18 protein-coding genes are annotated in these 23,121 nt (G+C 62.0%); 13 read left to right on the forward strand and 5 right to left on the reverse strand.

From position 1 onward, the window contains the following. Positions 1-49 precede the first annotated feature (49 nt). The 3 genes from IWW33_RS21645 (at position 50) to IWW33_RS21655 (ending at position 2,535) form a co-directional block, all read left to right on the forward strand. A complete protein-coding gene (locus IWW33_RS21645) occupies positions 50-580 on the forward strand; it encodes a hypothetical protein (protein WP_115274477.1) in 531 nt (176 codons plus the stop codon). Between the two features lie 56 nt (positions 581-636). After that, positions 637-1,443: a transporter gene (locus tag IWW33_RS21650; protein ID WP_115274478.1), complete on the forward strand. Its 807-nt coding sequence runs from the start codon at positions 637-639 to the stop codon at positions 1,441-1,443. 636 nt (positions 1,444-2,079) lie between these two features. Continuing rightward, on the forward strand, positions 2,080-2,535 hold the full coding sequence (locus tag IWW33_RS21655; protein ID WP_174141854.1) for a hypothetical protein: 456 nt from the start codon (positions 2,080-2,082) through the stop codon (positions 2,533-2,535). A gap of 21 nt (positions 2,536-2,556) precedes the next feature. On the opposite strand, the gene IWW33_RS21660 is transcribed toward IWW33_RS21655, so the two are convergent. Then, positions 2,557-3,426: a DMT family transporter gene (locus IWW33_RS21660; RefSeq protein ID WP_119687282.1), complete on the reverse strand. Its 870-nt coding sequence runs from the start codon at positions 3,424-3,426 to the stop codon at positions 2,557-2,559. 121 nt (positions 3,427-3,547) lie between these two features. On the opposite strand from IWW33_RS21660, the gene IWW33_RS21665 reads away from it, so the two are divergent. Both IWW33_RS21665 and IWW33_RS21670 read left to right on the forward strand, forming a co-directional pair. After that, positions 3,548-4,930, forward strand: coding sequence for a PLP-dependent aminotransferase family protein (locus tag IWW33_RS21665; protein ID WP_174141855.1), 1,383 nt, complete (start codon positions 3,548-3,550; stop codon positions 4,928-4,930). A 105-nt stretch (positions 4,931-5,035) separates the two neighbouring features. Then, positions 5,036-5,545 carry a ProQ/FinO family protein gene (locus tag IWW33_RS21670; RefSeq protein WP_174141856.1) on the forward strand — a complete coding sequence of 170 codons (510 nt, stop codon included), beginning with the start codon at positions 5,036-5,038 and terminating at the stop codon, positions 5,543-5,545. 162 nt (positions 5,546-5,707) lie between these two features. Here the strand turns inward: IWW33_RS21670 and IWW33_RS21675 are convergent, their stop codons facing one another. From IWW33_RS21675 to putA, 3 genes are all read right to left on the reverse strand, one after another. Then, a complete protein-coding gene (locus IWW33_RS21675) occupies positions 5,708-6,628 on the reverse strand; it encodes a LysR family transcriptional regulator (RefSeq protein ID WP_119687279.1) in 921 nt (306 codons plus the stop codon). 66 nt (positions 6,629-6,694) lie between these two features. Then, a complete protein-coding gene (gene proC / locus IWW33_RS21680) occupies positions 6,695-7,486 on the reverse strand; it encodes a pyrroline-5-carboxylate reductase (RefSeq protein WP_115274484.1) in 792 nt (263 codons plus the stop codon). A 68-nt stretch (positions 7,487-7,554) separates the two neighbouring features. Beyond that, complete coding sequence (gene putA, locus IWW33_RS21685; RefSeq protein WP_174141857.1) at positions 7,555-11,490, reverse strand: trifunctional transcriptional regulator/proline dehydrogenase/L-glutamate gamma-semialdehyde dehydrogenase; 3,936 nt, start codon at positions 11,488-11,490, stop codon at positions 7,555-7,557. 333 nt (positions 11,491-11,823) lie between these two features. Here putA and IWW33_RS21690 point away from each other — a divergent pair, with 333 nt between their 5' ends. The 8 genes from IWW33_RS21690 to IWW33_RS21725 all read left to right on the forward strand — a co-directional run bounded on the left by IWW33_RS21690 (position 11,824) and on the right by IWW33_RS21725 (position 21,198). Next, positions 11,824-13,143, forward strand: coding sequence for an MFS transporter (locus IWW33_RS21690; protein ID WP_119687276.1), 1,320 nt, complete (start codon positions 11,824-11,826; stop codon positions 13,141-13,143). Between the two features lie 138 nt (positions 13,144-13,281). Continuing rightward, on the forward strand, positions 13,282-14,571 hold the full coding sequence (locus IWW33_RS21695; protein ID WP_115274487.1) for an OprD family porin: 1,290 nt from the start codon (positions 13,282-13,284) through the stop codon (positions 14,569-14,571). A gap of 192 nt (positions 14,572-14,763) precedes the next feature. Further along, the gene (locus IWW33_RS21700; protein WP_119687274.1) at positions 14,764-15,882 is read left to right on the forward strand and encodes an ABC transporter substrate-binding protein; all 1,119 of its coding nucleotides are present in this window, start codon (positions 14,764-14,766) and stop codon (positions 15,880-15,882) included. A 63-nt stretch (positions 15,883-15,945) separates the two neighbouring features. Next, the gene (locus IWW33_RS21705; protein ID WP_115274489.1) at positions 15,946-16,839 is read left to right on the forward strand and encodes a branched-chain amino acid ABC transporter permease; all 894 of its coding nucleotides are present in this window, start codon (positions 15,946-15,948) and stop codon (positions 16,837-16,839) included. Further along, a complete protein-coding gene (locus tag IWW33_RS21710; protein ID WP_039601573.1) occupies positions 16,832-17,698 on the forward strand; it encodes a branched-chain amino acid ABC transporter permease in 867 nt (288 codons plus the stop codon). The genes IWW33_RS21705 and IWW33_RS21710 overlap by 8 nt, the downstream gene beginning before the upstream one ends. Further along, complete coding sequence (locus tag IWW33_RS21715; protein ID WP_174141858.1) at positions 17,695-18,495, forward strand: ABC transporter ATP-binding protein; 801 nt, start codon at positions 17,695-17,697, stop codon at positions 18,493-18,495. The genes IWW33_RS21710 and IWW33_RS21715 overlap by 4 nt, the downstream gene beginning before the upstream one ends. Then, complete coding sequence (locus tag IWW33_RS21720; protein WP_174141859.1) at positions 18,492-19,211, forward strand: ABC transporter ATP-binding protein; 720 nt, start codon at positions 18,492-18,494, stop codon at positions 19,209-19,211. The genes IWW33_RS21715 and IWW33_RS21720 overlap by 4 nt, the downstream gene beginning before the upstream one ends. A 100-nt stretch (positions 19,212-19,311) precedes the next feature. Continuing rightward, entirely contained in the window at positions 19,312-21,198 is a 1,887-nt protein-coding gene (locus IWW33_RS21725) for a methyl-accepting chemotaxis protein (protein WP_174141860.1), read from the forward strand. A 119-nt stretch (positions 21,199-21,317) separates the two neighbouring features. Here IWW33_RS21725 and IWW33_RS21730 read toward each other — a convergent pair whose 3' ends face one another. Beyond that, positions 21,318-23,021 (reverse strand): amidase, encoded by a 1,704-nt coding sequence (locus IWW33_RS21730; RefSeq protein WP_119687270.1) that lies wholly within the window; start codon positions 23,019-23,021, stop codon positions 21,318-21,320. Positions 23,022-23,121 lie beyond the last annotated feature (100 nt).

Here is a 23,121-nt window from a genome sequence, read left to right on the forward strand (position 1 = left end):
GGGGGCACCGCAATTTCATGCCGAGATTTGATGGCCTAAGGATGCCCCGATGAATACGGTCATGCTCAAAATTAAACATGAATTCCTGAAAGTGCTTCCTCCCACCGTGTTTTTCTTCGTGATTCTGCACATCGTTGCCCTGATCCGCGCGCTCATGATCAAAGGGTCAGGGGTGGAGCTGCCTGTCTCAGCGTCGGTACTGATCGCCGCTCTCATATTGGGCAAGTCTGTTCTGGTTGCCGATATGCTGCCCTTCATCAATCGGTTTCCCGACAAGCCGCTGATCTGGAACGTCACCTGGAAAACACTCATGTATGCCTTGGTCGCACTGATCGTTCATTACTTGGAGCGTCTGTATGACTACTGGAAAGAGGCGCCCGGCCTGCTCGATGCGAATGCGCTGTTATGGTCATCGATGAACTGGCCTCGTTTCTGGGCAGTTCAGATCTTACTGATCACATTGATATTCATGTATTGCGTCATCGCGGAACTGGCACGCGTCATTGGCCGCAAGCGCTTAAAGCAAATGTTCATTGGCCCGCTGCCGCCAAAGCAGACCGAGATGTCGAATCACGCTTGATCGCCGAAAACCCGGGCCGCTCAAAACGACGTGGCTTTCAGTTGACGGGAGATACAATGTTGAAAAGGAAATGCTACCCGCTTTACGCACTTGCGTTGCTGGGGCACACCGGGCAAGGGCAAGCAGAGGACTCGGCAGAGCTTGCCAAGAAAGCGCTGAACCCGGTTGCGGCCATGTACAGCTTGCCGGTGCAATATAATTGGGACCAGAAAATGGGCCCCGACGGCGATGGCAAGCGCAGCCTGACCAACATCCAGCCCGTTCTGCCTTTCAGCTTGAATGATGACTGGAACCTGATCTCCAGGACTATCCTGCCAGTCGTCGACCAGCACGGCCTGGGTGGCGCGGCGGACACCTCTGGCGTAGGCGATGTCACCCAGAGTTTTTTCTTCTCACCGAAACAACCCACTGCCAGTGGCTGGATACTCGGCGCAGGCCCGGCGCTATTGATACCAACGGGCAGCAACGACGTGCTGAGCAGTGAACAATGGGGGCTCGGACCAACTGCGGTAGCCTTGAAGCAAGCCAACGGTTGGACGCACGGGATACTGGCTAACCATATCTGGGGGCTAGAGGGCAGCCCCGCAGATGGTAAGGAGAAGGTAAACCAGACCTTCATGCAGCCGTTTCTTTCATACACGAACAGCTCGTTGACCACATTTGGCATCAACAGTGAATCGACCTACGACTGGCAATCCAAAGAATGGGCCATTCCGGTCAACCTGACGGTAACCCAGTTACTGAAAGTTGGTGGCCACCCCATCACCCTCCAAGCCGGGCCACGTTACTGGCTCGATTCACCGGATAATGGCCCGGAAGGTTGGGGCTTTCGCTTTGCTGTGACGCTGCTGTTCCCGCGCTGATCCTGAAGCACGCACTGCTTTGCTTTTCCTCAAGCTCCCCAATCAGCACAGGTGCGTCCTCTATGGCCAGCTGCCAGTCGTGACCGCCCGCTTTCGGCCCAGGCTGTGTGAAAACCCAAACGGGTCTCTGAAGATCGCGAGCGTACGTGAAATCTGAAATGGCTTGGTTATTCAGCTAACCCAGATTTCGCGCAGGAGCGCGAAATTCTGGTCATTTTCTAACCAGCCGGATCGCGCCAAGCGTTTTCACACAGCCTGGACCCGAAGCAGACATCTGTAACCGGGGCCGCTTCGCGGCCCATCGCCGGCAAGCGCGGCTCCCACACGTACAGCGCATGCCTCAAGGCTGGAGATATTCCAGTGGGAGCCGGCTTGCCGGCGATGAGGCCGGAACTGACCACAGAGCTTGGGATCGCTGTCTGCTTTGCGTCGAAAGCGGCCGGTAGTGGATGGCCTCTCCCGATCCAGTGCTACGGTTGATGGAGAGCGGCTAACGACCTGTCGATCGATTCAATCGGGGCGATTTCGCTGGCTTACTTACGGTCGCACGCAGAGGCATCCGCGTATGCGCCGCCAGCTGACAACTGTCCACCCCGCAGAGCGTGATGACACAACTCAACCAGCTAGAGGTTCGTCATGACTAAAAACATCGATCTGACGATCACCCCGGATTACCTCAATCCATTTGCCTCGCCGGACAATCCCAAGCTAAGCCCCGAGCTGGTGGAATACCTGTCAGATAGTGCCTGGTATCACCCAGCGCTGAGTCTGCAGATCCGCTGCCCGGAAGAGGAGCGAGAACGCCTGCAGCAAGCCATCAGAAATACCTTTGCACAAAAGAGCGAACAGCTCAGTGGGGATATCCGCACGCAGCGGCTGGTAGCGCTGACACTCCTGGGCTTGGCGCTAGCCTTGGTGCTCGCAGGCACGGCGCTGGGCATTGAAGGCACCATCCCCGTGGGAGTCGTTACCGTCACCGCTTGGATGCTGCTATGGCGCAGCGCAGAGATATTCTTTCTGGATATCCGCAGCGTCAACCGGCAGCTGCGTAAGTACCAGCGTATCGCCAGCGCTTCACAGCAGTTTCGATAGAGGTTGATCGCTCCCACACTACTACTGGGCGTATCTCTTTGCCCCGGCAACACAGATGACAGCACCCAGCGTTACGACGAGCATCACCCAGCTGACTTGCTCGTGCAGAAGCAACGCGGCCAGTCCAAGCCCCATGAACGGCTGAAAGAGTTGCAGTTGGCCCACTGCCGCAATGCCGCCCTGAACGAGCCCTTTGTACCAGAACACAAACCCGATCAGCATGCTGAACAGCGAAACGTAGGCGAAGCTGAACCACGCAGGGGCGCTAACTCGGGCGAAGGCATCGGGCGCTGGGAGATTGACGATAGTCAGCAGCAGCATGAACGGCAACGCTACCAGCAATGCCCAACTGATCACCTGCCAGCCCCCGAGAGTCCGTGACAGACGCGCCCCTTCCGCATAGCCCAACCCACAAACAACTACCGCAGCCATCATCAGCAGGTCTCCTAGCGCCGACGCATCTCCTCCATTCATCAACGCATAGCCAACGACTAGCCCAGCACCGAACAACGAGAACAACCAGAACAGTGGCCCAGGTCGCTCGCCGCCGCGCAGAACGGCGAACCCTGCGGTACACAATGGCAGCAGCCCGACAAAAACGATGGAATGGGCAGAAGTGACGTGCTGTAGGGCCAGTGCCGTCAGCAGCGGAAAACCGATAACGACGCCAAGCGCTGTTACAGCCAGTGACGACAGGTCACCGCGCTTGGGTCGCGGCTGGCGTAGCACGATCAAGAACAGCGCACCCAACAGCGCGGCAATGGTTGCCCTGGCACAGGTCAGAAACGTAGGCTCGAAGGCCGTCACTGCCACGCGGGTGGCCGGCAACGAGCCGGCAAAGATGGCGACGCCTATGAAGCCGTTTATCCATCCGCTTGTTGTTTTTTCCATCGGTGCGTCCTCGATAAGCCAGGGCTCAGTACATCACTGACGGGCTCACCAAGGCCATGTACACTCCACTACAATTCAACCGAACTGTTATGCATATGAATCCAGCACAGTTGAGGGTGCGATGAAACGGGACGGAACGCGAATCCGAGCTGTGATGGGGGAGGTCCAGGCCAGGATAGCCTCTCGAAGCTACACACCAGGTGCGAGAATTCCTTCAGTTCGCGCAATGGCTCAGAGCATGCAAGTATCGGTTTCTACCGTCCTGGAGGCCTATGAACGGTTAACCGCAGAAGGTGTACTTAGCGCTCGCCCTGGCTCCGGTTTTTACGTGGCTGGCCCAGTTGCGCCATTGGCCCTGACCGAGCTCGGCCCCAAACTTGATCGTGATGTCGACCCGCTGTGGATCTCGCGCCAGTCTCTGGAAACTTCCAGTGATGCGTTGAAACCAGGATGCGGGTGGCTGCCCGCATCCTGGCTGTACGAAGCAGGCTTGCGTAAAGCTCTTCGAATGGTTGCGCGTTCTGACACGTCGAAATTGACTGAGTACGCTTCACCGCTTGGGCATCCGCCTCTCAGGCAATTCTTGTCGCGACGACTGGCAGGCGTTGGTATCGAAGCCCCTCTGGAACAGATCATGCTCACTGAGTCCGGCACTCATGCTATCGACCTGATCTGCCGTTTTCTGCTGCAACCGGGTGACACTGTCCTGGTCGACGATCCCTGTTATTTCAATTTTCACGCATTACTCAAAGCACATAGGGTGAACATCGTCGGAGTCCCCTACACCGCAACGGGTCCAGACATCGAGGCGTTCGGCGCTGCCCTGCGCGAGCACGCGCCGCGGTTGTACATAACGAACTCCGGCATCCACAACCCGACCGGGGCCACCTTGTCACCAGTCACAGCACACAGGCTGCTAAAGCTGGCCGACACCTCCAGCCTGGTAATTGTCGAGGACGACATCTTCGGCGATTTCGAGAGTACCCCCGCGCCACGACTGTCTGCCTTCGATGGCCTCGCTCGTGTGATCCAAATCGGTAGTTTTTCCAAGACCATTTCCGCTTCAATCAGATGCGGCTACATCGCTTCGCGCAGGGAGTGGATCGAGAGCCTGGTCGACCTCAAGATTGCGACCACATTCGGGGGTGGGCGCATGGCTGCGGACATCGTTCATCAAGCCATTACCGATAGCGGGTACCGAAAGCACATGGAAGGTGTCCGCTTCAGGTTAGCCCAGGAAATGGGCAAAACAGTAGCGAGGCTTCAGGCGATTGGTATCAAGCCTTGGATGGTTCCCCAGGCAGGCATGTACGTGTGGTGCCAACTCCCTCAGGGTAAGGATGCAGCGACGCTGGCCAGAGCTTGTTTGAAGGACGCAGTGGTGCTCGCGCCCGGAAATGCTTTCAGCCAGTCCATGACTGCGGGAGATTTTCTGCGTTTCAACGTCGCTCAATCTGGCGACAGCAAGATCTACGAAGTGTTGAAACGGGCTCTGAATGCATAGTCTCGGGACCGATCCAGCGGCGACTCATCCTGTTCTAGCTGCTTTCAAGGCGTGCATGGCATATCCTTACGCCACGCAATCAACTTCGAAGCAGTGAATTGAACGATGGGTTTTGAACAACTAGCAGAGCTACGTGACCGTCTCCGGTCGGAAAAAGAGCAGGTAAAGGCTGAGGGTGGTAAACACCCCAAGCGTAAGCCTTCCCCGCAGGCGAAGCCTCGCGACCTTGATCCGGCAGTGCAAGCGATCTGGCCCTTGCAGAAGCATTTTCCCTTGGCCTTCCCCGTCAATCCGGCGCCCAAGGTGCCGCTCAAGGAGGGTATTTTCAAGGATGCCGAGCAGCACCTCGAACTGCTCGGCTTGACCCGCGAACAGCTCAAGCTGGGTATTTCTACCTGGTGCAAGGGAGCTCGATACTGGGCAGCCATGGTGGAGAATGCGCCGCGCCTGGACTTGAATGGGCAACCGTCTGGCATTGTGACCGCCGCTCAGGCGCTGCATGCCAAGCAACAAGCTTCGCGCCAACGTAGCCAGGGCCGACGCAAGCGTGTGAAGTCAGAAGCGAGTGCCCCGGCCTCTACCGCCGATAGCACAGCGGAGCAGGTTACCGACTGAGGCCGGTCAGGCTCTGCCCTGTGCTTTCCCGGCAAACTACGCTGGGGGAGGACCTATTGTCACTTCGTGGGTATGCGCTGTAGCCGTGGGAGCTGGCCTGCCGGCGATGGGCCGCAAAGCGGCCCCAATCGCTTGACTGACCGGCATCAAGGCATACCCCCGTCAACAGTAATCATCGTTGTACTTAGGTGCCCGAGGGTTGATGAACACATACTCGAGCTCATCAGCAAGCAGCCGGGCTTCGCGCGTGAGCAGTTCCTGGTTTCGATAAACCAGTGAGATATTGAGCGCGGGCACTTGCTCCTCAAGGTTCAGTATCTCCAACCCCTGGTCGGTGCGGTTGACGTAGTCGAGCATGCGAAGCGGCCAATAGCTGATCACATCAGTGGCGCGCGCCAGTTCGCAGAAGATGATCCCGGCGGAGCACTCAAGGATGTTTTCAGGTGGCGCAAGCCGATACTGCTCGAACATCATGCCGATCTGAGAACTTTCCAGCGGCTCCTGCAACAGCCAGCGTTGTTCGCGTAGCTGCTCAAGACAGCGTACCTTGCGCAGCGGGTGGCCTTTGCGCACAGCCAGCGCGGTGGGTTGATTGTACAGCTCGGTCCATTGAAACCCATCGCCGTAGCGGCTTGCCGGCTGGCATGACAATGCCAGGTCCACCTGCCCTTCACGCAGGCTTTCCATCAGTTTTGAGGGGCGCATCTCGTGAATGCGCAGGCGCACCAGTGGGTAGCGCTCGCTGTACTGATTTATGGCTGCGATCACCTGCGCCCTGGGTGTCGCCGGTGACAGGCCGATCGAAACCCGGCCATGGGTTTGGCCCTTGAGCGCCGCAATCTCTTCACGGGCGCGGCTGGCCTCTTCAAGCATCAGGCGCGCCCTGCGCACCAGGCGTTCGCCGTACTCGGTGGTGGTGATGCCGCGGTTGGAGCGTACCAGCAGCGGCACCCCCAGGGACGTCTCTAGTTCCTTGATGGTCCTGGAGAGCGCGGGCTGGGAAAGATGCAGCAAGCGTGCGGTTTCCTGAAAGCTGCCGCTCTCGCAGATGGTGACCAACACTTTCAGTTGATGGAGCTTCATAGGCTATGCACATCGGCTAGGTGGAGCAGCGTTGGCGTCCTGCCGGCCGCCCGCTGCCCGGGGCTTTCAGGACTCGCGTGAGAGTGCTTGTGAACGGGAATGTGCGGCCTGCACGGCGGCGTCGACCAACCGACGCAAGCCGTCATTGTGTTCAAACGAGGCGATCGCCGCCGCCGTGGTGCCATTGGGCGAGGTGACTGCGGTGCGCAACTCTACAAAGTCTGCGCCTGGCTGGGTTTGCAGCGCCGCGGCACCCAGCGCTGTCTGCGCTGCCAGGGTCTTTGCCAGTTCCGGGCTCAGGCCAAGTGCTACACCTGCTGCGGCGAGGGCTTCGCTGAAAAGGTGGTAGTAAGCAGGGCCGCTGCCGGACAACGCCGTCACGGCATCCAGCAGGCCCTCGTGCTCCACCCAGCTGGCGCTACCGACGGCTTCGAACAGCCGAGTCACCCGCTCGCGCAGGTTTGCATCCAGGTCAGGGGTGGCGAACAGGCCGGTGCAGCCCGCGTTGACCAGTACCGGCGTGTTGGGCATCGCGCGTACCACCGGGCAGCTGTGGCCCAGTGCCAGGCTGAGCTTGTCATGGGGTACACCTGCTGCGACAGAAATCACCACGGCGTGCTCGCGTACTGCGCGGGGTAGGGCGGCCAGTACCTCGCACGCGTAGTTCGGCTTGACCGCCACCACGATAATGTCAAAAGGCAGTGCAGGCAGGGCTTCGACGTTGCTGTAGAGGGTGACTTGGCTGGCTGTTTGCAGATAGGGGTCAACGGCGCTGACATGGTTGACCAGGCCGGCCTTGAGCCAGGCTTGGCCAATGGCGCTGCCCATGCGGCCGTAGCCCAGGAAAAGTGCGTTCATGGTTGTTCCTCGTGGTGGTGCGAAGGTGCGCAGCGCAAGGATGCGCTGCGCCAGTTCCGATCGTGGGCCTAGCAGATGGTCATGAGATTGGCGTTACCACCGGCCGCAGCTGTGTTGACGCTAAGGGCATGCTCGATCAGCAGGCGTTCCAGTGGAATGTCAGTGTCTCCCCGCCCCAGGCCGTGCACGCCGACGATGGCGCCGCGGCGCCGTGCAGACAGCTGGCTGACGTGGCGCAATTGATCGCTATCGCCATGGTGCAGAATCGCGTCGAAATGGGCGTCCGGGTCGGTCCAGTCGCTGATGCTGTCGATGCGCGCTTGCACCGATGCTGGCAGTTCTGCGCGTAGGGCCTGATGGCTATCGAGCCATAGCGCGCGGCTGCCGACCGCCAGGCTGGCGGCGAGTTGGGCGAGCAGGTCCAGGCGGTTTTCGGCCAGGTTCAGCACCACCTCCCGCGGCAGCAGGGTGTAGCTGTTGCGCTCACCGGTGGGGCCGGCGAGCAGGTGAGTGGTGTAGCTTTGCGACTGCTCCAGATAGCGGGCGAACAGGTTGGCGATTTCCGGTTCTTTCTGCTCGGCCCAAGCGGCAAAGGCCGTGCGCGCATTTTCCAGGTCTGTGGGGGCTGCAACCGCATGCCCATCGCCGTCAGCCAGGGCCTGCGCCACGGCATCGTGCGGGCGGGTGGCGAGCAGGCGATACAGGTACAGCGGGCCACCTGCCTTCGGGCCGGTGCCGGACAGCCCTTCACCGCCGAACGGCTGTACGCCGACCACGGCCCCGACGATGTTGCGGTTGACGTAGAGGTTGCCCACGCGGGCGGTATCGACCACCTGGGCGATGGTCTCGTCGATGCGGGTATGCACGCCAAGGGTCAGCCCGTAACCGCTGGCGTTGATCTGCTCCAAGAGTTGGTTGAGCTGGCTGCGCTCGTAGCGCACCACATGCAGCACGGGGCCGAAGATCTCCCGTTCCAGTTCGTCGAGACTGTCCAGTTCGATCAGGGTCGGCAGCACGAACGTTCCCCGTTGCAGCACCTGGCCGTCGGCCCGGGCAGCCTGGAAGACGGTACGGCCTTTACGGCGCATGTGCTCGATGTGGTTGACGATGTTGTCCCGGGCTTCGCGGTCGATCACCGGGCCTATGTCGGTATCCAGGCGCTCTGGCGAACCGACGCGGTATTCGGCCATCGCACCACGCAGCATCTGGCAGACGTGGTCGGCCACGTCTGCCTGCACGCACAGCACCCGCAGCGCTGAACAGCGCTGGCCGGCGCTATCGAACGCAGAGCTGATGACATCCACGACCACCTGTTCGGCCAGTGCCGAGGAGTCGACGATCATGGCGTTCATGCCGCCTGTTTCGGCGATCAGCGGCAGCGTCTGGCCCTGGCCATCCAGGCGGCCGGCAAGGTTGCGGCTGAGGATGCCGGCGACCTCGGTGGAGCCGGTGAACATTACCCCCCTGATTTTGCTGTCACCGACCAGGCTCGCCCCAACGGTCTCGCCCCGGCCTGGCAGCAGTTGCACGACGCCGGTCGGCACGCCGGCTTCATGGAGGATGCGCACGGCCTGGGCCGCGATCAGCGGCGTCTGCTCGGCAGGTTTGGCCAGCACTGTGTTGCCAGCGGCCAGGGCGGCGGCGACTTGGCCACTGAATATCGCCAGCGGGAAGTTCCAAGGGCTGATGCACACCACAGGGCCCAGTGGGCGATGGCTGTCGTTGCTGAAGCTGCCAGCCTGGGCACCGTAGTAGCGCAGGAAATCGACCGCTTCACGGACTTCGGCGATCGCATTGCTGAAGGTCTTGCCAGACTCGCGTACCAGCAGGCCCATCAGTTGCTGCATCTCGCTTTCCATCAGGTCGGCGGCGCGCTCCAGAATGGCCGCGCGCTCGGCGGGCAGGGTCGACTGCCAGATCGGGCCGCTGGCCTGGGCGCACAGAATGGCGTTTTGCACATCGCTTTCGTTGGCTTCGTACACCTGACCGATCAGGTCGCGATGATCCGCCGGGTTGCGCACGGCGGTGACGGTGCGCGGGTGGCTGCAATCGTTGCTTGACGTTGGCCCGGCAGTGTAGGGCTGGTTGGCGCTGGCGAGCAGCGCCGAGGACAATGAGCCAAGCCGGTGCTCATTGGACAAGTCAAGGCCGCCGGAGTTGAGGCGGGTGGTGCCATACAGGTTGCGCGGAAGCGGGATGCGCGGGTGCGGCAGGCCTAGCGCGCCTTCCTGACCGGCCATCTTCTCTACCTGCAGCACCGGGTCTTCGACCAGCTCATCAAGGCTAATGGAGCGATCGGCGATACGGTTGACGAACGAGGTGTTGGCGCCGTTTTCCAGCAGGCGGCGCACCAGGTAGGCCAGCAGGGTCTCGTGGCTGCCGACCGGTGCATAGATGCGGCACGGGCGGTTCAGCTTGCCATCGGCCACTTTGCCCACCACCTGCTCGTACAGTGGCTCGCCCATGCCATGCAGGCACTGGAATTCGTATTGACCCGGGTAGTAGTTTTGCCCGGCGATATGGTAAATGGCCGCCAGTGAGTGAGCATTATGGGTGGCGAACTGCGGGTAGATGGCCTCCGGTACCGACAGTAGCTTACGGGCGCAGGCAATGTAGGACAGGTCGGTGTAAACCTTGCGGGTGTAGACCGGGTAGCCTTCCAGGCCGTCGATCTGGGCGCGCTTGATCTCGCTGTCCCAATAGGCGCCCTTGACCAGGCGGATCATCAGGCGGTGGCGGCTGCGCTTGGCCAGGTCGATGACGTAGTCGATCACGTACGGGCAGCGCTTCTGGTAGGCCTGGATGACGAAGCCGATGCCGTTCCAACCGGCCAGTGATGGCTCGAAGCACAGGCGCTCGAGCAGGTCGAGCGACAGCTCCAGGCGGTCGGCCTCTTCAGCGTCGATGTTCAGGCCGATGTCGTACTGCCTGGCCAGCAGGGTCAGCGACAACAGGCGCGGGTACAGCTCTTCCATCACGCGCTCGTACTGGGCGCGGCTGTACCGCGGGTGCAGCGCCGACAGCTTGATCGAGATGCCCGGGCCTTCATAGATGCCGCGCCCGTGCGAGGCCTTGCCGATGGAATGGATCGCTTGTTCGTAGGCGGCAAGGTAGTTCTGCGCGTCGTGCTCGGTCAGTGCGGCTTCACCCAGCATGTCGTAGGAGTAGCGGAAGCCTTTTGCTTCACGACGTGCCGCGTTGGCCAAGGCCTCGCCGATGGTTTCACCGGTGACGAACTGCTCGCCCATCAGGCGCATGGACATGTCCACACCCTTGCGAATCAGTGGTTCGCCACTCTTGCTGATGATGCGGTTGAGTGAGGACGACAGGCCTGTCTCATTGTGGGTCGACACCAGTTTGCCGGTGATCAGCAGGCCCCACGAGGCGGCGTTGACGAACATCGACGGGCTCTGCCCCAGGTGCTGGCTCCAATTGCCATTGGCGATCTTGTCGCGGATCAAGGCGTCACGGGTGCCCTTGTCGGGGATGCGCAGCAGGGCCTCGGCCAGGCACATCAATGCCACCCCTTCCTGCGACGACAGCGAGAACTCCTGCAGCAGGCCTTGTACCAGCCCCTGACGGCCGCCGGCGCTTTTCTGGTTACGCAGCTTCTGGGCGATGCTGTAAGCCAACTGGTGAGACGCTTTCGCCATCTCTGCCGGCTGGCGCGCCTGCTCCAGCAGCATCGGTACGGCGTCCGCTTCGGGGCGGCGGTAGGCGGCGGTGATGGCAGCTCGCAGCACCGATTGCGGAAGGACGCTTTCGGCGAAGTCGAGAAATACCTGCAAGGCGCCCTCATCCAGGTGTTCTGCCTGTTCTTCGCCTGCAACAGCGGCCAGGCCAGCCTGCCGAGCGGGCGTCATGCCGCCTTCGATCTGCTCCAGGTAGTTGAAAATGGCCTGTTTGATCATCCAGTGCGGCGTCTGGGCGATTTGTTGTGCAGCCTGTTTGAGTCGCTCGCGAGTGGCGTCGTCAAGCTTTACGCCAAGTGTGGTGGTTGCCATGTTGTTATCACCGGGTAGGTAGTTGGCTAAACGGAACGGTGCGCAGATTAAACCCGGAATCAATAAAGGTGCAACCTAGTGCAACCCAATAGTTCCAATGAACTTTATTGGATGTTTGTTCAATAAAAATAATTATGTGCCGGCCCAAGGCAGCAAACGTTTGGCACGTGCATGGCGCGCACTGCAATGGTGCATTTTGGTCTCATTCACCCATTTTGTTATACCTATAGCAAAATGTGTGGTTGCACCTTGTGCCCGATGAAAACTAGGATCGGTGCTACCCAGTGATACTTGGGTCATTGTGGCCCAACCAAAAAAAATAAGGCATAACACATGAGCAATTCCCTCGCCGAGGCGCAATCGGCCAAGACCCGTCGCCGCGCGTTGGTCGCCAGCCTCACAGGCAGTTCGATCGAGTGGTTCGACTACTTTCTTTACGGAACAGCCGCCGCGCTGGTGTTCAACAAACTGTTCTTTCCTAACTTCGATCCGGTCGTTGGGCTGTTACTGGCTTACTTGTCGTTTTCCCTGACGTTCTTTATTCGGCCTATTGGCGGCGTACTGTTTGCCCATATCGGCGACCGCATCGGGCGCAAGAAAACTCTGGTCATCACGTTGTCGCTGATGGGGGGCGCAACCGTGTTGATCGGCTGCCTGCCTACTTATGAACATATCGGCGTCTGGGCACCGATCCTGTTGATCCTGCTGCGGGTGGTCCAGGGCCTTGGCATTGGAGGCGAGTGGGGTGGGGCTCTGTTGCTGGCCTATGAATACGCACCGGCCAACCGCAAGGGCCTGTTCGGCAGCGTGCCGCAAGTGGGCGTGACCCTCGGCATGCTGCTCGCCACCATGGCCGTGAGCCTGATGGCGATGCTGCCCGAGGAAGACTTCCTGTCCTGGGGCTGGCGTGTGCCCTTCGTGCTGAGCGCCGGCCTGGTGTTCCTCGGCCTGTGGATCCGCCACGGCCTCGACGAAACCCCGGACTTCAAGAAAGCCAAGGCCAGCGGTAACGTTTCGAAAATGCCGGTGGTGGAGACGCTGCGCAATCACTGGCGTGAAGTGCTGATCGCTGCGGGCCTGAAAGTGGTCGAGACGGCGCCGTTCTATATCTTCTCGACCTTCGTGGTCAGCTATGCGGTAAACAACCTCGGCTACCAGAAAGTCTCGGCGTTGAACGCCGTGATGATCGGTGCCCTGGTGGCCTCGCTGCTGATCCCGGTCATGGGCTGGCTGTCTGACCGCATCGGCCGCAAGCGCGTGTACATCGGCGGCATCCTGGCCATTGCGCTGTACATCGTGCCGTATTTCATGCTGCTCGATACCCGCACCCAATGGGGCATCACCGTCGCCACCGTCATCGGCTTCGGCGTGCTCTGGGCGCCGGTAACCGCCGTGCTCGGCACCTTGTCTTCGGAAATATTCTCCACCCGCGTGCGCTACACCGGCATCACCCTGGGCTACCAGCTGGGCGCTGCACTGGCGGGCGGCACGGCTCCACTGATCGCAACCTGGCTGCTGTCCGAGTACAAGGGCGACTGGCAGCCGGTGGCCCTGTACATGCTGGCAACCGTAGCCATCTCGCTGGTCGCCATCCTGTCCGTTGGTAAACGTCGCAAAGACGACGAAATTCAAGGCGGCGCTCGCGCTTCCTGAATGCAATGACCGGAGCCTGCGCGCTCCGGGTTCTATCTGTCGCCACTCCGTATCCGTTCCCCGGGCCTGCCTTGCCATGGCAGCCCCGCGGTGGCGTGCGTCCTAATAAAAGCAATACACAAGGGAGAGTCGCTTCACATGAAGAGAAAACTATTGAATCTGGCCATTCTTGCGGCCATGGGGAGTTTCGGCGGGCAGGCACTTGCCGCAGGGTTCATCGAAGACAGCACGGCAAAGCTGGAGCTACGCAACTTCTATTTCAACCACGATTTCCGTGACACCGATACCCAGACTCAGGACGAGTGGGGCCAGGCCTTCCTGCTCAACGTGCAGTCCGGTTTCACCCAGGGGCTGGTCGGCTTCGGGGCAGATGCCACCTACACCCTCGGCGTGAAGCTCGATGCACCGGGTGCGCGGTCCATTTTCCCGGCCGACAGCGACGGCGAGGCCGTGGACAACTTCAGCCGCGGTGGCCTGACCGGCAAGGTACGCCTGTCCAAGACCGAGGCCCGCTATGGCATCCTCACGCCGAAGCTGCCCATCCTCTGGTCGAACGACGGCCGCATGCTGCCGCAGCTGTTCGAAGGCGGGCAGATCACTAGCAACGAGATCGACAACCTGACCCTCACTGGCGGCCAGATCGAGCATGTGGTGGGCCGTATGTCGAGCAACTTCACCGGCATGTCGATCGCCGGCGGTAGCCAGGAAAGCAACCATCTGCGTTTTGCCGGGGGCGACTACAAAGGCATCAAGGACCTGACCCTGCAGTATTACTTCGCCAACCTCGAAGATTATTACGACCAGCACTTCCTCGGTGCGTTGCACAGCCTGGCACTGGGCCCCGGCGTGCTCAAGACCGACCTGCGCTACTTCCGCACCACCTCTGATGGCAAGAATGCCGACCGTGCTGCAGGCTACCTGGCATCGACCAATGCCAGCGGCAACGATGGCGAACTGGACAACTCGACCTGGAGCGCCAAGTTCACCTACGCCCTGAGCGGCCATGCCCTGACCCTGGGTTACCAGCAGGTGTCGGACGACAGCGTCTTCACCCAGTTGAACCAGGGTGGCCTGGCCAACGAGGGCGCCGGCGGCACCAGCACTTATGTGATCACCGACAGCCTGGTGCAGAACTTCACCTACGCGGGTGAGCGCACCATCCTGGGCGGCTACGCCTACGACTTCGCCGCGCTCGGCGTACCAGGCCTGAACGCCAGCGTCACCTGGCTCAAGGGCGACCAGATCAAGACTGCCGTTGGTTCCGACCGTGAAGAGTGGGAGCGCGACATCGTACTGAGCTATGTGGTGCAAGGCGGGCCATTGAAAGGCGTGGGCGTCGCCTGGCGCAACGGCGTACTGCGCAGCGACGTGCTGGGCGATATCGATCACAACCGCCTGACCGTCAGTTACACCGTGCCTATCTGGTAAGGGCTTCGAAGCGATGCAATGAATTTTTCCTCCTCCCGCAACCCTCGGGAGGACCGGAGCGGTGCGTCCGTGATTTGCCACGAGCGACTCAGGGAGCATCGGTGCTTGAGCTGTTTTGCCCCGCTGGCGCAGGGGGCTGCATGACGCAGTGAGCGACGGCGACGCCGTCACGATCATTCCAAGGAGACAGTTATGCCTTTCAAGTTCCGCTCCATGCTTATTTCGACTTCGATGTTATTTACCCTGGCCACGGCCGCGCCGTTCGCGTCTGCCGCTGACGCTGTGCAGATGGGCGCCGTGCTCTCCCTGACGGGCGCCAACGCCACCGTTGGCGAAGACGTGCGCCGCGCCGTGAAGCTGGCTGAAGACAAGGTCAACGCCGACGGTGGTGTGCTCGGCAAGCCATTCCAGGTCATCGTCGAAGATTCCGGCGGCAATCCCACCACCGCCATCAACGCCGCACGCAAGCTGGTCAGCGTCGACAAGGTGCCGGTGGTGATCGGCGAATACTCGTCGGGTATCAGCATCCCGATGGGCCAGTATCTGGTGAAAGAGGGCGTGGTGCATATCAACATCGCCAGCACCAGCGTGAAGATCCGCGACCTGGGCAGTAGCTCGTTCAACCTGATCGGCCTGGAAGACAAGGGCAATAAGTTTTCTTCCCAGGATGCCTGGGACCTGGGCTTTCGTAACGTCGCCGTCCTGGCACCGAACAATGCCTACGGTCAGGGCGTAGCACACGGTTTTCGCGCCGAGTTCGAAAAGCTCGGCGGCAAGATCGTCAACGAGACGCTCTACACCGCCGGCCAGTCAACCTACCGCCGCGAACTGCAACAGATCGCCCGCAGCAAACCGGACGCATACATCTACACCGCCTATGGGCAGGAGTCTGCGGTCATCAACCGCGAGGCACTGGAGCTGGGGCTGCGTGAACAGCCGTGGTACGCGATCCTGTTGTCCATGAGCCTGTCGGACACGCCGGCCAACATCGCCCAGGGCCAGTTGGGGATGGAGGTTGGGTCGTTCGTTGGCCCGACCGGCAAGGCCTACGCCGATGCCTTCGCCGCCAAATACAAGGAAGGCATGAAAACCTCCTACACCGGCTATGCCTACGACGCTGTGCTGATGGCGGCCAAGGCGATCGAAAAGGCCGGCAGCACCGAGCCGGCCGCAGTACAGGCTGCGCTCAAGGAAGTGGGCAAGGGCTATGACGGCGTGACTGGCACAGTCGCCTTCGACGACGGCCGCCAGCGGCTCGACCCGCCCTACGCCAAGCTCAAGTATGACGGCGGCAAAGTCGTACCTCGATAAGTACGCGATACGCCCGCCCGGTTCGCCGGGCGGGCTTGTGCCTGCTCTTGCGGAGTGTTTTCCATGTTGCAGTTCCTGATCGATACCTTGCTGCGGGCAACCGACCTGGCGCTGATCGCCTTCGGCCTCAGCCTGGTGTATGGCCTGGTCAAGTTTCCCAATATCGCCCACGTACAGTACGCCATGCTTGGTGCGTACCTGACCTATGGTCTGGATGCCGCCGGCGTGCCCTTGCCGCTGGCCTTGCTGTTTGCTGCACTGCTGGTCGGTGTCCTGACCCTGGTGCTGCAGCGCCTGGTGTTTCAGCGCCTGCTCAAAAGTGGCCCGGCCATCGCCATGATCGGCTCGCTGGCCATCGCCATGCTGCTGGTCGCCGCGCTCCAGGGCAGCGCGGGTACCTTCCCGCGGATGTTCGAGCTACCCCTGAAGGCGCCGATCCTGTTGGGCGATGCGCGCATCACCCACACCCAGCTGTACTTCTTCGCCACCACCCTCGTTCTGCTGGCAGCGTTCACCGTGGCACTGTTCCATACCCGTCTGGGGCGTGCCATGCGCGCGCTGGCCGGCAACCCGGCACTGGCCAACGCCAGCGGCCTGCACGCTGCCCGGATCACCCTGATGGTGACCTTCGCCAGTGGTGCCATCGCAGGTCTTGGCGGCGGCCTGCTGGCATTGTCCACCGGTGCCCACATCAACCTGGGGCATGACCTGCTCCTGCCGGTGTTCGCTGCGGCCATCCTCGGTGGCCTTGGCAACCCCATGGGTGCGGTCGCCGGCGCCTTGTTGATCGCCTTCACCGAAACCCTGGTCACCAACCTGAACTTCGGTTGGCTGGTGGGCCGGGAAATGGCCTTCCTGCCGGTGTCCTACATCAGCGGCGCTGCGTTCCTGATCCTGCTACTGGCATTGCTGTTCAAGCCCTACGGCCTGTTCGACCGGGAGGTGCGCCGTGTTTGATTTCCTTGTTTCCGCGCTCACCTTCGCCAGCCTCTATGGCCTGATGGCACTGGGGCTCAACCTGCAGGCCGGCTATGGCGGCCTGCTCAATTTCGGGCACATCGCCTTCGCCGGCCTGGGCGCCTACGCCACCGGCATCGCGGTCCAGGCTGGCTATTCGCCATGGCTCGGCATGGCCTTTGGTGTGCTTCTGGCCATGGGTCTGGGCGGGTGCGTGGCCCGCCTGGGGCGCAAGCTGGCTTCGGACTACTGGGGTATCGCCACCCTGGCAATTGCCGAAATCCTGCGCGTGGTGGCGACCAACGAGGGCTGGCTTACCGGTGGGGCGCAAGGCATCGGCGCGATCCCTACGCTGTTCGACGGTGTGGGCTTTCTGGTGATGATGCTGGTGCTGCTGGGGATCGCCACGCTGCTCTGCCAGCGGCTTGCCGATGGCCGTTTCGGCCGTGCCCTGCGGCTGATGCGCGAGGAACCGCAACTGGCCGCCTGCATGGGGTATGACCTGACCTCGCTGAAGTCGCGGGCGATCATGGCCAGCGCTGCGCTAACCGCCATCGCCGGTTCGCTGTACGCCCACTTCATGAGTTATGTCGGCCCTGACTACCTGCTCGCCTCCGAGACCTTCCTGCTCTGGACCATGTTGATGATCGGTGGCCTGGGCAACCTGCGCGGCGTGCTGCTGGGGGTGTTGTTGGTACAGGCCGCCTACAGCCTGGTGCCTTTCGCCAAGGATTACCTGGGCTTTGATTCCGACCTTGCCGGCGCCCTGCGCCTGGGCCTGATCGGCGCGATCCTGCTGGCCTGCCTGATGTGGCGCAGCGAAGGTCTGATCCCTGAAAAAGTAAGGAAGATCGCATGAGTGCTTCGCGCGAATACCTGCTCAATGTGCAATCGGTAGCCAAGGCCTTTGGCGGCAACCAGGTGCTGCGTGACGTGAGCTTCAACGTGCAGCGCGGCGAAATCGTCGGCCTGCTTGGGCCCAACGGCTCCGGCAAAAGCACCTTGCTCAACTGCATCACGGGTTTTGAAGCGGTGGATGGCGGCGCCATTGCGCTGGGAGCACGGCGTATCGAGCGGTTGCAGGCCCACCGTATCGTCCGCCACGGCATTGCCCGGACTTTCCAGCTGCCTTCCATGCCCACCAAGATGTCGGTCATCGAGGTGGCGATGGCAGCCTGCACCCGCCAGCACGGTGTGTTCGCCACGCTGCTCGGCCTACCGGCGCTGCGCCGGGCGGAGGAGCAGGCGCGGGCCAAGGCCGAGCGGCTGATCGATGAGTTGCTGCTCAGCCCTGTGCGCGACCTGCCGGCTTCGGCGCTGTCGGGTGGGCAGAAGAAACTGCTGGGCATTGTCTGTGCCTTGATGGGCGAGCCTGAGCTGGTGCTGCTCGACGAGCCTACCGCCGGGGTGCACCCCAACCTGCGCCGTGACTTGGTGGAAGCGCTCAAGCGCCTCAATGCCCAGGGCATGACGCTGGTGATCGTCGAGCATGACATGCACTTCATCCGCGACGCCTGCAGCCGCTGCGTGGTGCTGGACCGCGGCGAGATCGTCGCCAGTTGCAGGCCGGACAAGCTGGCCTCCAACGCGCGGGTGATCCAGGCCTACCTGGGTGGCCGTCATAGCCCGCAAGCCATCGAGGAGAACGCGCCATGATTGAAGTGAAGGACGTCGTCGCCGGCTACACCGCCGAGGTGGACATCCTGCGCGGCATGACTTTGCATGCCGAACAGAAGGAAATCGTTACCTTGTTGGGCCCCAATGGTTGCGGCAAGAGCACCTTGCTCAAGACCATCGCCGGTTACCTGCTGCCGCGCAAGGGGCAGGTCCTGCTGCAGGGGCAGGACGTGTCGCGGGTACCGGTGCACGAGAAGATCCGCCGCTGCCGGCTTGGCTTCGTGCCGCAGACCGACAACGTGTTCGCCAGCCTGAGCATCCGCGAAAACCTCCACGTGGGCGGGCACTACCAGCGCCCCCAGGACAACCAGCGACGTATCGATGAACTGTGCTCGGCCTACCCGATCCTGGCAAAGAAGTTCAACGCACCCGCGGCGTCCATGTCCGGTGGTGAGCGGCAGATCCTTGCCCTGGCCCGGGCGCTGATGCCCAGGCCCAGCCTGCTGCTGCTCGATGAACCCTCGGCGGGCCTGTCGCCCAAAGTGCTGCTGGAAGTGTTCGAAGCCATCCAGCAGGTCCGCGACCAGGAAGGCGTGACCATCCTGATGGTGGAGCAGAACGCGATGGAGGCGCTGCGCATCTCCGACCGCGCCTATGTGCTGTCGATGGGCAGTGTGGCGTTGACCGGCAATGCTCGGGAGCTGATGTACGACCCGCAAGTCAGCGAACTGTACCTGGGAGGGCGGGTCGCCTGAGACTCTGCCTGCATTCGCGTCCTCGCGCTCCTGGGGCCGCGAATGGCGTAGAGCGTGTTTGGCCGCGCAGGGTTTACTGCGCGGCCCTTTTAGAGCCTTGATGATGAAATTCAGCCACAAGATTCTGTTGGCCGCTGCCCTGGTCGTGGTCAGCGCCTTCGCTTCGTTCACCCTGTACAACTACATCTGGCAAAAGCGCCTGCTGGCCCGAGAGCTGCAAAGCCAGCTGCGCGAGGTTGGCGCCCTGGCCGCCGACAGCGTTCACAACTGGCTTGGCGGGCGAGTGCTGCTGGTGGAAAGCCTGGCACAGCGCTTGGCCGCCGATACCCGCGAAGCCGCCGTCGAGCAGGCCTTCGGCCAGGATGTGCTGAAAAACACCTTCAACATGGTGTACCTGGCGCGCGCCGATGGCAGTTTCAGCATTCGCCCGCAGCAAGATATGCCCGCCGGTTATGATGCTCGCCAGCGCGATTGGTACCAGCGTGTGCAGGCGCGCAACGACAGCGTCCTCACCGAGCCTTATGTCAATGCCGCTACCCAGGAAATGATCATGGCCGCCGCTGCCCCGGTGGTGCGTGCCGGCGAATTGCTTGGGGCGGTGGGCGCGGGAATGCCGATCGATACGCTGGTCCAGATCATCGGCAGCGTCGACCTGCAGGGCAAAGGCTATGCCTATCTGGTCAATGGCGCTGGAAAGATCCTGGTGCATCCCCAGACTGACCTGATCAACCGTCGTCTCAACGAACTGGACCCGGCGCAACCCCTGAAAGTCAGTCGTGACCTGCAAGAGCACGAGGTGAATGGCCAGGTTCGCATCGATACCTTCGTCCCGGTACCGGGGCTGCCGGGTGCTGACTGGTATGTCGGGCTTTCGGTGGATCGTGACCTTGCTTACCAGCAACTGCGCGACTTCAGTGGTTCGGCGTTGATCGCCATGCTGGTGTCAGTGCTGCTGGTGATGCTCGCCCTTGGTGTGCTGCTGCGTTTGCTGCTAAAGCCGCTGCTGCGCATGATCGTCGCCATGCAGGATATCGCCGCCGGTGAAGGCGACCTTACCCAGCGCCTGCCTGCCACCGGCCGGGACGAGCTGGCCCAGTTGGCCCAGGCGTTCAACCTTTTCGTCGAGCGCATGCAGCGCACCATCGGGCTGGTCGCCAATGGCAGTGTCGGCGTCGATGAAGGTGCGCGCAGCGTGGTCCAGGCCAGCCAGGCTACCCTGCGCCAGTCAAGCGAACTGGTGCAGCGCAGCGACACGGTTGCCGCTGCCATCGAGCAATTGGGTGCCGCCGCCCAGGAAATCGCCGGCAACGCCGCCAATGTTTCGGTGCAAAGTGCTGCGGCGCGCAACCAGGCCGAGCAGGGCCAGCGTATTCTCAGCGATGGTTCCACGGCACTTGGTGCGCTCGCGGCGCAAGTTGAAACCGCCCGCGCGAGCATGGAGCAATTGGGCGGCCAGACCGAAGCCATCGGCCGCATCCTCGAAGTGATTCACAGCATCGCCCAACAAACCAATTTGCTGGCGCTCAACGCAGCCATTGAAGCTGCGCGAGCAGGGGAGTCTGGCCGAGGTTTCGCGGTGGTGGCGGACGAGGTGCGTCAACTGGCACATCGCAGCCAAAGGTCGGCCCAGGAGATCCATGCCATGATCGAATCGCTGCAGGTCGGCGCCCAAGCGTCGATCGCCTCGATGGTAGCCAGCCACCAGCACGCCGAGCGCAGCGTTCACGTCATCGCTCAGGCCTGCGAGGGTATTGATGCAGTGATTGGGCGTCTGGCCGATATCGATGACATGAACCAGTCCGTCGCTGCCGCCACGGATCAGCAACGTGCAGTGGTCGAGTCGATCGGTCGCGAAGTGGGCGAAATCGTCACGCTCAATCAGCATGTGCAGGCGGGCCAAGAGCAGACGTTGGGAGTGTGTGAAAAGCTGGATGGGCGTTCGGGGGAGTTGCGTCGATTGGTGGCGAGCTTCTGTATCGAGAAATAGTCCAGAGGCTTGTGTGGTCGTTGGGATGTTGACCTGCGGTTTGCGGTGCTGCGCGAGTCGAGCGCCGGTGCGGCGCTCGATCTCAAGGGTGCGCAAGAAATTGGCCTGTCAGGCGACCATCACCCCAGCGCCGGTGTCCGTGGCGGGATCATGCGGCGTGAGCCGGTCGCTTCGAAGGCTGCCGCAAAACTCAACAGCGCATTGTCGCTGTAGGCACGCCCGGCGAAGGTCAGCCCCACCGGCATGCCGATGTCAGCCATCACGCCCATTGGCACGGTGACGGTCGGTACGCCCAGGTGGCGGATGGCGAGGTTGCCGTTGGCTACCCAGATGCCGTTGCTCCATGCGATGTCCGCCGAGGCCGGGTTCACGTCGGCATCGGCCGGGCCAACGTCGGCCACGGTCGGGAACAGCACCGCATCGAGGCCTTGGGCGTCCATCCAGTCTTCCAGGTCCAGCTTGCGAGTCTTTTCCAGCCCGCGCAGGCCGTCGGGCAGGGTTTCGATCTGGTCCCAGCGCTTCAGGCCGCGTTTGGCCATGTTGACGTACTCGTCCATGCCGGCAGCCAGATCGTCCTCACGGTTGGGCAGGGTGCCTGGGTCGTGGGGGAAGATCTGCAGGCCGTCGACATCGGCCAGGCGGTTGAGCTTGGGGTCGTTGTTGGCACGCAGGAAGTCGTCGAAGCCCCAGCCGGACAGTTCCCACAGCTCGTCATGCAGGAACGCCTTGCTGACGATACCGCGGTTGTAAACGGTCGGTGCGCCGGGCCGATCGCCTTCGCAGTTGGAGACCAGTGGGAAGTCCACTTCAACCACTTCAGCGCCCGCTGCTTCCAAGGCCTGGCGCGCCTGTTGCCACAGGTCGATGACCGTGGCACGGGTGTTGATGCGCTGGCCGGTCGGGCCACCGATGCCAGGTTTCTCGGACGTACCGGCCTCGGGGTCGGCGTTGATGTACATGCGCGGTACGCCGAAACGCTTGCCCTTGAGCGCGCTGGCGTCAACCGCCAGGTCCAGGTAGGACGCCGGGCGTACCGAAGAGGCGGCCGGGATTGGCACCCAAGGTTGCAGGCGCCAGAGGTCGCCACGCTTGTCGGCATCGTCGGCAACCACCACATCCAGCACTTCCAGCAGGTCGGCCATGGTGCGGGCGTAGGGCACTACCACGTCCATGGTCGGTGTCAGCGGCCAGTTGCCGCGTACCGAAATGACCCCGCGCGATGGGGTGTAGGCGCACAGGCCGTTGTTAGAGGCCGGGCCACGGCCACTGGACCAGGTTTCCTCGGCCAGGCCGAAGGCGCTGAAGCTGGCAGCGGTGGCGGTGCCGGCACCGTTGGATGAACCGGAGGCGAACGGTGCGGTCAGGTAGTCGGCGTTGTACGGGCTTTCGGCACGGCCGTAGACGCCGCGCTGCATGCCACCGTTGGCCATGGGCGGCATGTTGGTCTTGCCCAGGCAGATGGCGCCGCCGGCGCGCAGGCGCTCGACGGTGAACGCGTCGCGCTGGGCCACCAGGTCTTTGAACGCCGGGCTGCCGGATGCAGCGGTCAGGCCCTTGACCAGGTAGCTGTCCTTGGCGGTGTAAGGGATGCCATCGAGCGGGCCGAGCAGTTCGCCACGGGCGCGGCGCGCGTCGGAAGCCTCGGCCTCCTTGAGCGCCTCTGGATTGCGGACTACCACCGCGTTCAGCGCGGTGGGGGTATCGGCTCCATCGTAGGCATCGATGCGCGCCAGGTAGGCCTTGACCAGCTCGACCGCCGTCGTGCGGCCCTTTTCGAGCGCGTCGCGCAGCTCGGCAATGGAAACCTCGGTTACCTCGATCATGCTTTCACCAAAATTTGTGCAGGTGGGGGCTTTTGCGAGGAGTGTACAAGAAGGGCTGGGCGGAAGCAGGTTTGCGCAGGGGCAAATGGTTTTTTGCAGC

Source organism: Pseudomonas sp. M2, from assembly GCF_015751845.1.
In the GTDB taxonomy this organism is placed as follows: domain Bacteria; phylum Pseudomonadota; class Gammaproteobacteria; order Pseudomonadales; family Pseudomonadaceae; genus Aquipseudomonas; species Aquipseudomonas putida_E.

Excerpts from the sequence above, each read along its gene's own strand:
- proC (WP_115274484.1), bottom strand. The coding sequence starts at position 7,486 with ATGAACGCACTTTTCCTGGGCTACGGCCGCATGGGCAGCGCCATTGGC.
- IWW33_RS21645 (WP_115274477.1), top strand. The coding sequence starts at position 50 with ATGAATACGGTCATGCTCAAAATTAAACATGAATTCCTGAAAGTGCTT.
- IWW33_RS21665 (WP_174141855.1), top strand. The coding sequence starts at position 3,548 with ATGAAACGGGACGGAACGCGAATCCGAGCTGTGATGGGGGAGGTCCAG.
- IWW33_RS21650 (WP_115274478.1), top strand. The coding sequence starts at position 637 with ATGTTGAAAAGGAAATGCTACCCGCTTTACGCACTTGCGTTGCTGGGG.
- IWW33_RS21725 (WP_174141860.1), top strand. The coding sequence starts at position 19,312 with ATGATGAAATTCAGCCACAAGATTCTGTTGGCCGCTGCCCTGGTCGTG.
- IWW33_RS21695 (WP_115274487.1), top strand. The coding sequence starts at position 13,282 with ATGAAGAGAAAACTATTGAATCTGGCCATTCTTGCGGCCATGGGGAGT.
- putA (WP_174141857.1), bottom strand. The coding sequence starts at position 11,490 with ATGGCAACCACCACACTTGGCGTAAAGCTTGACGACGCCACTCGCGAG.
- IWW33_RS21730 (WP_119687270.1), bottom strand. The coding sequence starts at position 23,021 with ATGATCGAGGTAACCGAGGTTTCCATTGCCGAGCTGCGCGACGCGCTC.
- IWW33_RS21670 (WP_174141856.1), top strand. The coding sequence starts at position 5,036 with ATGGGTTTTGAACAACTAGCAGAGCTACGTGACCGTCTCCGGTCGGAA.
- IWW33_RS21715 (WP_174141858.1), top strand. The coding sequence starts at position 17,695 with ATGAGTGCTTCGCGCGAATACCTGCTCAATGTGCAATCGGTAGCCAAG.
- IWW33_RS21690 (WP_119687276.1), top strand. The coding sequence starts at position 11,824 with ATGAGCAATTCCCTCGCCGAGGCGCAATCGGCCAAGACCCGTCGCCGC.
- IWW33_RS21700 (WP_119687274.1), top strand. The coding sequence starts at position 14,764 with ATGCCTTTCAAGTTCCGCTCCATGCTTATTTCGACTTCGATGTTATTT.
- IWW33_RS21675 (WP_119687279.1), bottom strand. The coding sequence starts at position 6,628 with ATGAAGCTCCATCAACTGAAAGTGTTGGTCACCATCTGCGAGAGCGGC.
- IWW33_RS21720 (WP_174141859.1), top strand. The coding sequence starts at position 18,492 with ATGATTGAAGTGAAGGACGTCGTCGCCGGCTACACCGCCGAGGTGGAC.
- IWW33_RS21660 (WP_119687282.1), bottom strand. The coding sequence starts at position 3,426 with ATGGAAAAAACAACAAGCGGATGGATAAACGGCTTCATAGGCGTCGCC.
- IWW33_RS21705 (WP_115274489.1), top strand. The coding sequence starts at position 15,946 with ATGTTGCAGTTCCTGATCGATACCTTGCTGCGGGCAACCGACCTGGCG.
- IWW33_RS21655 (WP_174141854.1), top strand. The coding sequence starts at position 2,080 with ATGACTAAAAACATCGATCTGACGATCACCCCGGATTACCTCAATCCA.